The sequence below is a fragment of the Rhodobacter capsulatus SB 1003 genome (genome assembly GCF_000021865.1).
GTDB lineage: Bacteria > Pseudomonadota > Alphaproteobacteria > Rhodobacterales > Rhodobacteraceae > Rhodobacter > Rhodobacter capsulatus_B.
The window spans coordinates 76966-89101 of the sequence record NC_014034.1; the positions used below are offsets into that span (position 1 = coordinate 76966).

Consider the following 12136-nt stretch of genomic DNA (forward strand, 5'->3'; position numbering starts at 1 on the left):
TTCCCAACGGTGGTCCACATGCTGGCCCCCCTTGTTCTGGCCTCTTCCTCCGAAATCCGCGCGCAGCTTCTGCGTTCTGCCGGGCTTTCGGTGACGATCTCCCCCGCCCGCATCGATGAAGAGGCGATCCGCCAGGCGCTTGATCTCGAGGGCGCCAAGCCCCGCGATGTCGCCGATCAGCTGGCCGAGGCGAAAGCGATGAAGCAATCCGCCCGCCATCCCGGCGCGCTGGTTTTCGGCGCAGATCAAGTGCTTGAATTGCAAGGCGAAATCTTCGCAAAACCCGAAAGCCCGGATCAGGCGAGGGCGCAGCTACGGGCGCTCTCGGGGCGGACGCATCGGCTTTTGTCCGCGCTCGTCGTGGTGCAGGACGGCCGTCCGCTCTGGCGTCATCTGGCCGAAGTGCGCCTGACCATGCATCCGCTCTCCGAGACCTTCATCGCCGATTATACCGCCCGCAACTGGGAGTCGATCCGCCACGCCGTCGGCTGCTACAAGCTTGAAGAGGAAGGCGTGCGCTTGTTTTCCGCCGTCGAGGGCGATTACTTTGCCGTTCTGGGCCTGCCCCTGATCGAGGTTCTGAACTGGCTGCGCGCCCGAGGAGATCTGACGACATGACCCGCATTCCCCTGGCTGGGGTGATCGGCCATCCGATCCATCATTCCCGCTCGCCCGCGCTGCATGGGCACTGGCTGAAAACCTATGGAATCCGCGGCCATTACATCCCGATGGACGTGGCCGAGGGCGATCTGGAAGCCGTGCTGCGGACGCTTCCCAAAGCCGGGTTCGTCGGCTGCAACATCACCATTCCGCACAAGGAAACCGCGCTGGCCCTGGCCGATGTGGTTTCCGACCGCGCCGCCCGGATCGGCGCGGCCAACACGCTGGTTTTCGATGAAACCGGCCGCATTCACGCCGACAACACCGATGGTATCGGCTTTCTCGCCAATCTGATCGAGGGCGCCCCGGGCTGGCAGGCCAAGGCTGGCCCCGCCGCCGTCATCGGCGCAGGCGGTGCCGCCCGCGCCATCGTCGTCGCCCTGCTCGAGGCCGGTTGCCCGGGGATCCGCATTTCCAACCGCACCCGCACCCGGGCCGAGGTGCTTTGCGCCGAATTCGGCCCCCGCGTCGTGGTTCAGGATTGGGAGAAGGTCGGGATGATCTTCGACGGCGCCGCAACCGTGGTCAACACCTCTTCGCTCGGCATGGCCGGCAAGGCCGCCTTCGACCTGACGCTGGATGCGCTTTCCCCGACCGCGGTCGTCACCGACTGCGTCTACACCCCCCTGCGCACCGATTTCCTGACCGCCGCCGCCGCCCGCGGCTGTGTCACCGTCGACGGCCTTGGCATGCTCCTGCATCAGGCCGTCCCCGGCTTTGAACGCTGGTTCGGCCGCCGCCCCGAGGTCACCCCGGAATTGCGCGCCGTGGTTCTGGCGGCATGAAAGGCCCGTTCCGTCTCGGTCTGACCGGCTCGATCGGCATGGGAAAATCGACGACGGCGCGGCTTTTCGCCGAAGAAGGCATTCCGGTCTGGGATGCCGACGCCACCGTGCATGCGCTTTACGCCAAGGGCGGCGCCGCGGTCGCGCCCCTGTCCGCGATCTTCCCCGACGCGATCCGCGATGGCGCGGTGGATCGCGACCGACTGAAGACCCTGCTGCAAGCCGACAAACAGGCTCTGTTCCGGCTGGAATCGGTGGTTCACCCGCTGGTGCAGGCCGCGCGGCAGGCCTTCTTGCTGGCGCATGAAACGGCGGATCTGATCCTTCTCGACATTCCGCTGCTTTATGAAACCGGCGCCGACAGGGATTGCGACGCCGTGCTTGTCGTCACCGCCGCGCCCGATGTGCAACGCGCCCGCGTCCTTGCCCGCGGCCAGATGACCGAAACCCAGCTGGAGATGATCCTGGCCCGCCAGCTGCCCGACGCGGAAAAGCGCCGTCGCGCCGATCATGTGATCGAGACCTTGACCCTTGAACAGACCCGCGCCGAAGTGCGAAAGCTGATCGCAACCCTGCGGAGCCGCCATGCGTGAGATCGTCCTTGATACCGAAACCACCGGATTTGAACCCTCCGAAGGGCATCGCATCGTCGAAATCGGCGCCGTCGAGCTGATGAACCACGTCCCCACCGGGCGGACCTATCATCAATACATCAACCCCGAACGCGCGATGCCGCAGGAAGCCTTTGCCGTGCACGGGCTTGGCGATGATTTTCTGCGCGACAAGCCGAAATTCGGGGCAATCGCCCAGGATTTCCTCGATTTCATCGGCGATGACTCGAAGCTGGTGATCCACAACGCCGCCTTTGACATGAAATTCCTGAATGCCGAACTGGGCTGGGTGCAAAAACCGCTGCTCCCCATGGATCGGGCGCTGGATACGCTGGCGATGGCGCGGCGAAAATTTCCCGGCTCGCCCGCGACGCTCGATGCGCTGTGCCGTCGTTTCGGCATCGACAATTCGGCCCGGACCCTGCACGGCGCCCTGCTCGATTCCGAGATTCTGGCCGAAGTCTATCTGGAACTGATCGGCGGCAGGCAGCCCGGTTTCGGGCTGAATATCGACCCTGTTCAGGCCAAATCCGCGGTTTCCAGCACCGAATGGCGGCCCCGCCCGCGTCCGGTTCCCCTGCCCCCGCGCCTCACCGAGGCCGAGGCCGAAGCCCATGCCGCCTTTGTCGCGAAACTGGGCGAGGGTGCGATCTGGAAGCGGCGCAGCTGACACATAAATTTCACAAAACGCAGCCTTGCGGCAATTTTCCCATTCCATCCCCGCCCCGCAGCCATTAGATGCATCGCGTTCGCAGTTTAGGGCGTTCGCAGTTTTGGGGAGGGAGCCCATGCTGGACTTCGCTACGATGCGCGCTTCTCTGGCCGAGGCCTATGATCTGGCGCCCTCGCTGACGCTGGCCGAGGAGATGGCCGAGGTTCACGCCCGCATGGGGCGGGTGATCCCCCTGCCCGATTTCGCCCGCCACGCGCCCTATATCCGCGCGATCAACCGGCTCAAGCGCGAAAAGAACGCGGTGATCCTGGCGCATAACTACATGACGCCGGAGATTTACCATGGCGTTGCCGATGTCGTGGGTGACAGCCTGCAGCTGGCGATCGAGGCGACCAAGGTCGAGGCCGAGACGATCGTGCAATGCGGCGTGCATTTCATGGCGGAAACGTCAAAGATCCTGAACCCGGCCAAGCGCGTCCTGATCCCGGATGCGCAGGCGGGCTGTTCGCTGGCCGAAAGCATCACGCCCGAGGGGATCGCGCAGATGCGGGCGCAATATCCCGGGGCGCCGGTGGTCAGCTATGTCAACACCACGGCGGCGGTCAAGGCAGCCTCGGACATCTGCTGCACCTCGGCCAATGCGGCGCAGATCGTCGCAGCCCTGCCCGAACCCACGATCATCATGACGCCCGACCAGTATCTGGCGCAGAATGTGGCGAAAGCCGTGCCGCAGAAAAACGTCGTCTGGTGGGCGGGCTCCTGCATCGTGCATGAACAATACACGCCGCAAGATCTGCGCGATTTCCGCAGCTATCACCCCGGCACGAAGATCATCGCCCATCCGGAATGCCCCCCCGATGTGGTGGCCGAGGCGGATTTCTCCGGCTCGACCGCGGGGATGATCGATTTCGTCACGCGCGAAAAACCGGCGCAGGTGATGCTGGTCACCGAATGTTCGATGGCCTCGAACATCGCCGATGCCCTGCCCTCGGTCGAATTTCTGGGGCCCTGCAACATGTGCCCCTACATGAAGATGATCACGCTGGAAAAGATCCTGTGGTCGCTGCATGCGGGCACCGAAGAGGTCACCGTGGATCCCGCCATCGCGGGCAAGGCGCGTTTGGCGGTCGAGCGCATGATCGACCTGTCGCGAAAGCTGGCCCGGTGACCGAGTCCGTGATCGAGACGCCGCGCGTCGTCATTGTCGGCGCGGGGCTGGGGGCGCTTTACGCGGCGCTGAAACTGGCGCCGCATCCGGTTCTGGTGATCTCGCCCGAAACCTTGGGCGAAGGCGCTTCCTCGGCCTGGGCGCAGGGCGGTGTGGCTGCCGCGATGGCGCCGCCCGACAGCGCCGAGGATCACGCGAAGGACACCGAAACCGCGGGCGCGGGCACGGTCGATGCGGCCATCGCCCGGCTGGTGACACAGGAAGCCCGGGACCGCATTCTTGACCTGACCGCGCTTGGGGCGCCTTTCGACCGCGATGCGCAGGGCGATTACGTGATGTCGCGCGAGGCCGCCCATTCCCGCCCCCGTGTCGTGCGGGTCAAGGGCGATCAGGCGGGCTACGAGATCATGCAGACGCTGATTTCCGCCGTGCGGGCCTGCCCCTCCGTTCAGGTGATCGAGGGCGTGATCGCGACGCGGCTCGAGGTCGAAAACGGTGCTGTCACCGGGCTTTGGGTCGAATCCGCCGCCGCCTCGACCGGCCGTGTGCTGATCCGAACCCCTGCGGTGCTGCTGGCGGGCGGCGGCTCGGGCGGGCTTTTTGCCGTCACGACGAACCCGCCGCGCATCCGCGGTCAGGTCATCGGCATGGCCGCCCGGGCGGGCGCGCAGATCGCCGATGCGGAATTCGTGCAATTCCACCCGACGGCGATTGCGACGGGCGAAGACCCGGCCCCCTTGGCGACCGAGGCCCTGCGCGGTGAAGGCGCCGTTCTGCTCAATGACCGGGGTGAACGCTTCATGCGGGCGATCCATCCCGATGCCGAACTGGCGCCGCGCGACATCGTTGCCCGCGCCGTCTATCTGGAACGACAGGCGGGGCGGAACCCGGTTCTGGATACGCGCCAAGTGCTGGGGGCCGAGCTGCCGAAACGCTTTCCCGCCGTGGCCGAAGCCTGCTTTTCAGCTGGAATAGACCCTGTTTCGCAGCCGATCCCGGTGGCCGCCGCCGCGCATTATCACATGGGCGGGATTGCGGTCGATGACCGCGGCCGATCCTCGCTGAACCGGCTCTGGGTCTGCGGCGAGGCCTCTTCGACCGGGCTGCATGGGGCCAACCGGCTGGCCTCGAACGGGCTTCTGGAAGCCCTCGTCTTTGCCCGCATCTGTGCCGAGGGCATTGCCGAAACGGTCCCCGTGACACCGGCCGAGAGCGTTGCCCTGTCCTTCCCCGCGGGCGGTGCCCCGGTGGACGAGGTCGCCGTGGCCCGGCTGCGGCAGGCGATGACCGATGGCGTCGGGGTTGTCCGCGACGCCGCGGGGCTGAAAGCCGCCCTGCGCACGCTTGCGGAAATCGAGGCCAAGGCCGAGCGCGAGGCGCTGCGTAACATGACCGCCACCGCGACGCTGATTGCCGCCGCGGCGCTGATCCGCACCGAAAGCCGGGGCGGTCATTACCGCTCCGATTACCCGAAAACAGACCCTGTTCAGGCCAAACGCAGCTTTCTGACCCTGACCGAAGCGCTGGCCATCCGGTCCCGCGCGCTGGAGGAAGAATGACCAACCTGCCCGATTTCCTGCTCGAACCCGTGATCCGCGCCGCGCTGATGGAAGATCTTTCGCCGATGGGCGATGTCACCACCCGCGCCGTTGTCCCCGCCACGACGCGGTATGAGGCCCGGGTGAACGCCCGCGAGGAAGGGGTGGTTTCGGGCATGCAGGTCGCCGCCCTTGCCTTTCGCCTGGTCGATCCGGCGCTGGCCGTCACGACCCATGTCGCCGATGGCCATCCCTGCGGCAAGGGCCAATGCCTGATGACGATTTCGGGCTCGGCGGCGTCCATCCTGATGGGGGAACGGGTTGCGCTCAACTTTGCCGGCCGGATGACCGGCATTGCCAGCCTGACCGCCAGTTTCGTCGCACAAACCCGCGGCACCAAGACCCGCATCACCTGCACGCGGAAAACCACCCCCGGCCTGCGCCTGATCGAGAAAACCGCGGTCGCCCATGGCGGCGGCTCGAACCACCGCTTCGGCCTGTCGGATGCGATCCTGATCAAGGACAATCACATCGCCGCCGCGGGGGGCATCCGCGCCGTGCTGGAGGCCGCGAAAGCCGCCCGCAGCCACATGATGCGCGTCGAGCTGGAGGTCGACAGCCTTGATCAGCTGGAACAGGCGCTCTCGATCGGCGGCGCCGACGTGATCTTGCTCGACAACATGGACACGCCGACCCTGCGCGCGGCGGTGGCGCTGACCAAGGGCCGCGTCGTGCTGGAAGCCTCGGGCAACATGCGGCTGGACCGCATCGCCGAAGTCGCCGCGACCGGAGTCGATTACATCTCCTCGGGCGCGCTGACCCATTCGGCGCGCACCTTCGATCTTGGCCTCGATTTCTGACGGCTCAGATCATTTCTTCAGGTGTTCGGCGAAACTGTCGAACACCTGCTCATAGACGGCGCGCTTGAAGGGCACGATCTTTTCCACCAGTTCCGCCGGTTCCATCCAGCGCCAGACCGAAAATTCCGGGTGCTCGGTGGCGATATTCACATCGCTGTCCTGGCCGAGAAAGCGGAACAGGAACCATTTCTGCTTTTGGCCGCGATATTTCCCGCCCCAGATATTGCCGATCAGCTCTTCGGGAAGGTCATAGACCAGCCAATCCTCGGTCTTGGCGAGTTTCTCGACCAGATCCGGCCGGACCCCGGTTTCCTCCTGCAACTCGCGCAGCGCGGCTTCCTTCGGCCGTTCGCCCGCATCGATGCCCCCTTGCGGCATCTGCCAGGCATGGCCCGGATTGTCGATGCGCTGACCGGCAAAGATCAGACCTTCGGCATTGATCAGCACAAGGCCGACATTCTTGCGATAGGGCAGCGCGGCAAGCTCTTCGGGGGTCATCTTGTCCTCATGTGGCAAGGGGGCCTTTCGGCCCCCGGTCCAGGATTACGGCTTCGCGGCGGCTTTCGGCTCATCGACCGGCACCAGCGTCTGACCGGCGACCGCCAGCCCCTTGATGATGTCGATCCCGTAGGCCAGCTGGAAATCCTCCAGCCGCAGCTTTGCGGCCTCCTCGGCCTTGGCGCGTTCATCCTCGGCCTGCTTCTTCTCGTCCTCGGTCATCGAGTCGTTCGACAGCACGCCGCGCAGATCGGCTTCGGACCGGGTTTCCGGGGTGTCCTCGGCCTTGTCGGTCTCGGGTGCGGCGGGCGGTTGCGGCACGACGATGTCGGGGGCAATCCCCAAAGCCTGGATCGACCGCCCCGAGGGCGTATAATAGCGCGAGGTGGTCAGCCGCATCGCGCCGTCATTTTGCACCGGAATGACCGTCTGCACCGAGCCCTTGCCGAAGCTTTTCGTCCCCACGACGATGGCGCGGTGATGATCCTGCAACGCCCCGGTGACGATTTCCGAAGCCGAGGCAGAGCCGCCGTTGATCAGAACGACAATCGGCTTGCCCTGCGCCAGATCGCCCGGCGTGGCGTTGAACCGCTCGCTTTCCTCGGGCTTGCGGCCGCGGGTGGAGACGATCTCGCCCTTGTCGAGGAAGGCATCCGACACCGCGATCGCCTGCGTCAAAAGCCCGCCCGGGTTGTTGCGCAGATCCAGGATCACCCCGTTCAGCTTGTCGATGCCGCCCGCTTCCTCGGCGACCTTCTTCAGGCTTTCCTGCAGGTTCGGGAAGGTCTGGTCGTTGAAGGTGGTGATGCGCAGGATCGCCGTATTGGCCTCCAGCCGCCCCTTGACCGCGGTCAGCTTGATCGTGTCACGGGTCAGCGTCACGTCAAAGGGCTCGGTCTTGCCTTCGCGCACGATCTTCAGCGTCACCTCGCTGCCGACCGGGCCGCGCATCTTGTCCACCGCATCATCCAGCGTCAGCCCCATCAGGCTTTCGCCGTTCACATGGGTGATGAAATCGCCCGACAGGATCCCCGCCGCCGAGGCCGGGGTGCCGTCCATCGGCGAGACCACCTTGACCGCGCCATTTTCCATCGTCACTTCGATGCCCAGACCGCCGAAAGAGCCGCGCGTCTGCACCTTCATGTCGTCATATTCGTCGGCGGGCATGTAGCTCGAATGCGGATCCAGCGAGGACAGCATCCCGTTGATCGCCGCCTCGATCAGCTTCTTGTCGTCGACCTGTTCGACGTAATCGCCGCGGATGCGCCGGAACACGTCGCCAAACAGGTCCAGCTCCTGATAGACCGAGGCCGGTTTCGACGCCTCCTCCGCCAGCAGCGGCGCCACCTGCACCGAGAGCAGCGTCCCGGCGATTGTTCCGCCCAGTGCGGCAATGACGAATTTCTTCATTTTCAGCCCTTGTTCTGGTCTTTCGTCGGGGTGAACCATGGCGCGGGGTCCACGGGCTTCTTGCCCTTCCTCAACTCGATATAAAGCGTCTCCGAGCGCGTGGCGCCACTCCCCATCTGCGCGTTCTTCAGGAAATCCTCGCCGAATTCCTGTGCCCCGGGTTCGCGCCCGCCCATCAGCCCGACCGGGGCCCCCGCGGCCAGCACGTCGCCGGTCTCACCATAGACACTGCCAAGCCCCGCCAGAACAAGAAGATAGCCTTCCGCCGGTTCCAGGATCATCACATTTCCGTAGTCGAGAAGCGGGCCGCGATAGCGGATCGTGGCGGGCCAGGGCGTCGTCACCAGGGCCGCGGGCGCCGTCGCCACCACCAGCCCCGGACGGCGGATGCCCGCCGCATCGGCCTCGTCGAACTTGCGCAGCACCGTGCCCAGAACCGGCATCGGCAAGCTGCCCTTGGCGCCTGCGAAATCTTCGAGCGGCGGGCCGATATCGCCTTCAAGATCGGCCAGACCCGAGGCGAACCCCTCCAGCGTATCGACGCTTTCGACCAGCTCGCGCAGCTCTTCGGGTTCCTCCAGATAGCGGCGCGGCAGTTTCGACCGATCCGCCACCGCCTTCGACAAAGCCGTCCGCGCCGCCTGCACCGAGGCCAGCCCGGTTTCCAGCACCTTCTGCGCATTGCCCTGCACCGCGCGCAGGTCTTCGATCTCGATCAGATCGGCGCGCATCCTTTCCGCCTCGGCCTGCAGCGCGGGCGTCACCGCGCCCAGCATCATTCCCGACCGCGCCGTGCCCAAGGGCCCCGAGGGATGCAGCAGCAGCAGCGGCCCCTCGGTGCCGCTCATCGTGCTCATCACGCCCAGCAACCGACCGATATCTTCGCGTTTCGCCTCGAATTTCGCGCGGATCTCGGCCTCGCGCACAGCGGCACGGCGCAGCCCGTCGCGCAGCGCGCCCAGGCCCTTTTCATAGGCCGAGATCGTCCGCGTCAGCGCCGCCACCCGGTCGGCCTTGGTCTGCGCCGCATCCAAAGCCTCGATCGAGGCGCGCAGATCCTCGGCGGCCTTTTGTGCCACGTCACCGGCAGGGCTGGCCAAGGCCGCCCCCGCCGAAAAAAGGAAGGCAAGGACCGCCTGACGGATCATCTGTCGATCAGCGTCTTGCCGGTCATTTCCGGCGGCACGGGCAGCTGCATCAGATCCAGAAGCGTCGGCGCCAGATCCGAAAGCCGCCCCGGATGCAGCCGCACCCCGGCGGGGCCGCCGACCAGCGTCACCGGAACAAGGTTCGTCGTATGCGCGGTATGCGGCCCGCCCGTCACCGGGTCGATCATGGTTTCGCAATTGCCGTGATCGGCAGTGATGATCATCGCCCCCCCGGCCTTTTCCAGCGCCGCCAGCACCCGGCCCAGATCGCGGTCGATCTCCTCGCAGGCCTTGATCGCGGCGGGAAGGCTGCCCGTGTGCCCGACCATGTCCGGGTTGGCATAGTTGACGATGATCAGGTCATAGCCCTTTTCGATCGCCTCGACGAATTTGTCGGTGACCTCGGGCGCCGACATCTCGGGCTGCAGGTCATAGGTCGCCACTTTCGGCGATTTCGGCATGTAGCGATCTTCGCCCGCCCAGGGCGCTTCCTTGCCGCCATTCAGGAAGAAGGTCACATGCGGATATTTCTCGGTCTCGGCCAGATGGAACTGGGTCAGCCCCTGTTTCGACACCCATTCGCCCAAGGTGTTGACGATATCGCGCTTGGGGTAAGCGGCGGTCATGTAGGCGTTATGCGTGACCGAATATTCCACCATCCCCAGCATCGCTGACCAATGCGGCCGCGCCGAGACGTCGAATTCCGCAAAGCCCGGCTCGCCCAGCGTGCGCAGGATTTCCCGCGCCCGGTCGGCGCGGAAGTTCAGGCAGAAGAAGCCATCGTTGTCTGCCGTGCCGGTATAGCCCGCAATCACCGTCGGCTTGATGAATTCGTCCATCTCGCCTTTCGCGTAGCTTTGCGCGACGGCCTCGGCGGGCGTTGCGGCGCTGAACCCCTGCCCTTTCACCATCGCATCAAAGGCGGTGCCGACGCGTTCCCAGCGGTTGTCGCGGTCCATCGCCCAGTAGCGGCCGATCACGGTGGCAACGCTGCAGCCCGCGGGCAGACGCGCGCAAAGATCATCGACAAACCGCGCCGCGGAATCCGGGGCGACATCGCGGCCATCGGTGATCGCATGCAGCACGACCGGAACCCCTGCCCCGGCAATCATCTTGCAGGCCGCCAGAACATGTTCGATATGGCCATGCACGCCGCCATCGGACACGACACCCATCAGATGCGCGCGACCGCCCGCGGCTTTCACTTTCTCAATGAATTCAAGGATCGGTGCGTTTTGGAAAAACGAGCCATCCTCGATCGCAAGGTCGATCTGGCCCAGATCCATCGCCACGACGCGCCCGGCGCCGATGTTGGTGTGCCCCACTTCCGAATTGCCCATCTGCCCGCTGGGCAGGCCGACATCATTGCCATGGGTGATCAGCGTCGCTTTCGGGCAGGTCGCAAAGACCCGGTTCAGGTTCGGCGTATGGGCCAGTTTTGGCGCGTTGCCCTCGGTCTCGGCGCGCTCGCCCCAGCCATCGAGAATGCACAGAACAACGGGTTTCGGACGGGTCATCGGCGCCTCCTGACGAATTTGCCCCTTCCTACGCTGCCCCGGCCGAAACGGCAAGTTCGGCGGGATCAGACGCGATGATAGGGCGTGCCCGCCAGAATCTGCCCGGCGCGGTAGAGCTGCTCGGCCAGCATCACCCGCACCAGCATATGCGGCCAGACCATCTTGCCGAAGGAGAGCGACCAGTCCGCCTTCGCCCGCAGCGCAGGCGCGATCCCGTCGGCGCCGCCGATGATGAACGTCACATCCCGCGCCGCATCGCGCCAGCCGCCCAGCCGCGTGGCAAAATCGGGCGAGGAGACCAGATCCCCCCGCTCGTCCAGCGTCACCAGCACCGATCCGGCGGGAATCGCACGTTCCAGAAGCGCCGCCTCGGCCTCCATGCCCAGATTGCGCTTGTCCTCGACCTCAAGGATCGTGGCCGGCCCAAGACCAAAGGACCGCCCGGCCTTGCCGAAGCGGTCCAGATAATCGGTGATCAGATCCAGCTCGGGGCCCTTGCGCAGCTTGCCCACCGCGCAGATGCTGACCTTCATGCGCCGATCAGACCTTGGCGCCGGTCGGCATCCACATCTTTTCCAGCTGATAGAATTCGCGCACTTCCGGGCGGAAGACATGCACGATCACATCGGTGGCGTCGATCAGAACCCAGTCGCCCTGATCCTTGCCCTCGATCTTGCAGCTGCGGCCAAAGGCTTCCTTCAGCCGTTCCGTCAGCTTTTCGGCGATGGCGCCGACCTGACGCGACGACCGGCCCGAGCAGATCACCATGTGATCGGCAATCGAGGACCGACCGCGCAGATCGATCGAAACGATGTCTTCCGCCTTGTCGTCGTCGAGGGAAGACAGCACGAGCGCCAGCACCTGATCGCTCGTTTCGGCATCCGTGACATTCATGGTCATGGCTGCCACCGGTGCACCCGAAGCGACGGGCGCGGCATTGAGATGAGACAGGACATTGTCCTCCGAAACTCCACACGCCACTAACCCCGGGCGCCAGGTCGAAGCCAAACCTAACATCGCGGGGGCGAAATCTCAACCGATGGGCGACAGAATTGCTGAAGCCGTGGCAAAGGGTGTCACATCGCGGCCAATTTCCTTGCGTCAAGACCCGCCTTGGCCTATATCGCGGCCATGATCCGCATCTTCGACATGGACGATCGCGCCCGGCTTCGGGAACGCTTTTACGGCGAAAGCCGTTCCATCCTCGCCCGACTTTGATGTCGGCCGCGGGGTGTCCGCCCCTGTCTGCCCGGCCGTTTCGGCCACGA

General features: G+C 65.3%; 14 protein-coding genes. 8 read left to right on the forward strand and 6 right to left on the reverse strand.

Features of this window, described 5'->3' with window-relative positions; all coding sequences use genetic code 11:
- The first annotated feature begins 18 nt into the window (after positions 1-18).
- The 7 genes from RCAP_RS00335 (at position 19) to nadC (ending at position 6295) form a co-directional block, all read left to right on the forward strand.
- Positions 19-618: a Maf family protein gene (locus RCAP_RS00335; RefSeq protein ID WP_013065814.1), complete on the forward strand. Its 600-nt coding sequence runs from the start codon at positions 19-21 to the stop codon at positions 616-618.
- Positions 615-1445, forward strand: a complete 831-nt coding sequence (locus RCAP_RS00340) for a shikimate dehydrogenase (RefSeq protein WP_013065815.1) — start codon at positions 615-617, stop codon at positions 1443-1445. Before RCAP_RS00335 ends, RCAP_RS00340 begins: the two co-directional genes overlap by 4 nt.
- Positions 1442-2038 carry a dephospho-CoA kinase gene (gene coaE, locus RCAP_RS00345; protein WP_013065816.1) on the forward strand — a complete coding sequence of 199 codons (597 nt, stop codon included), beginning with the start codon at positions 1442-1444 and terminating at the stop codon, positions 2036-2038. Before RCAP_RS00340 ends, coaE begins: the two co-directional genes overlap by 4 nt.
- Positions 2031-2726: a DNA polymerase III subunit epsilon gene (dnaQ, locus tag RCAP_RS00350; RefSeq protein ID WP_013065817.1), complete on the forward strand. Its 696-nt coding sequence runs from the start codon at positions 2031-2033 to the stop codon at positions 2724-2726. The genes coaE and dnaQ overlap by 8 nt, the downstream gene beginning before the upstream one ends.
- A gap of 118 nt (positions 2727-2844) precedes the next feature.
- Positions 2845-3897 carry a quinolinate synthase NadA gene (nadA, locus tag RCAP_RS00355; protein WP_013065818.1) on the forward strand — a complete coding sequence of 351 codons (1053 nt, stop codon included), beginning with the start codon at positions 2845-2847 and terminating at the stop codon, positions 3895-3897.
- Positions 3894-5456 carry an L-aspartate oxidase gene (locus RCAP_RS00360; protein ID WP_023910780.1) on the forward strand — a complete coding sequence of 521 codons (1563 nt, stop codon included), beginning with the start codon at positions 3894-3896 and terminating at the stop codon, positions 5454-5456. The genes nadA and RCAP_RS00360 overlap by 4 nt, the downstream gene beginning before the upstream one ends.
- Positions 5453-6295, forward strand: a complete 843-nt coding sequence (nadC, locus tag RCAP_RS00365; RefSeq protein ID WP_013065820.1) for a carboxylating nicotinate-nucleotide diphosphorylase — start codon at positions 5453-5455, stop codon at positions 6293-6295. The genes RCAP_RS00360 and nadC overlap by 4 nt, the downstream gene beginning before the upstream one ends.
- A 9-nt stretch (positions 6296-6304) precedes the next feature.
- Here the strand turns inward: nadC and RCAP_RS00370 are convergent, their stop codons facing one another.
- The 6 genes from RCAP_RS00370 to rsfS form a co-directional block, all read right to left on the reverse strand.
- Positions 6305-6793, reverse strand: coding sequence for an RNA pyrophosphohydrolase (locus RCAP_RS00370; RefSeq protein WP_013065821.1), 489 nt, complete (start codon positions 6791-6793; stop codon positions 6305-6307).
- Positions 6794-6838: 45 nt separating this feature from the next.
- Positions 6839-8203 carry a S41 family peptidase gene (locus tag RCAP_RS00375; protein ID WP_013065822.1) on the reverse strand — a complete coding sequence of 455 codons (1365 nt, stop codon included), beginning with the start codon at positions 8201-8203 and terminating at the stop codon, positions 6839-6841.
- A gap of 2 nt (positions 8204-8205) precedes the next feature.
- Complete coding sequence (locus RCAP_RS00380) at positions 8206-9351, reverse strand: murein hydrolase activator EnvC family protein (RefSeq protein WP_013065823.1); 1146 nt, start codon at positions 9349-9351, stop codon at positions 8206-8208.
- A complete protein-coding gene (gpmI, locus tag RCAP_RS00385; RefSeq protein ID WP_013065824.1) occupies positions 9348-10868 on the reverse strand; it encodes a 2,3-bisphosphoglycerate-independent phosphoglycerate mutase in 1521 nt (506 codons plus the stop codon). Before gpmI ends, RCAP_RS00380 begins: the two co-directional genes overlap by 4 nt.
- 65 nt (positions 10869-10933) lie before the next feature.
- Positions 10934-11401 (reverse strand): 23S rRNA (pseudouridine(1915)-N(3))-methyltransferase RlmH, encoded by a 468-nt coding sequence (gene rlmH / locus RCAP_RS00390; RefSeq protein WP_013065825.1) that lies wholly within the window; start codon positions 11399-11401, stop codon positions 10934-10936.
- Positions 11402-11408: 7 nt separating this feature from the next.
- Entirely contained in the window at positions 11409-11885 is a 477-nt protein-coding gene (rsfS, locus tag RCAP_RS00395; protein WP_013065826.1) for a ribosome silencing factor, read from the reverse strand.
- Between the two features lie 96 nt (positions 11886-11981).
- On the opposite strand from rsfS, the gene RCAP_RS19765 reads away from it, so the two are divergent.
- A complete protein-coding gene (locus tag RCAP_RS19765; RefSeq protein WP_013065827.1) occupies positions 11982-12086 on the forward strand; it encodes a hypothetical protein in 105 nt (34 codons plus the stop codon).
- Positions 12087-12136: the final 50 nt, after the last annotated feature.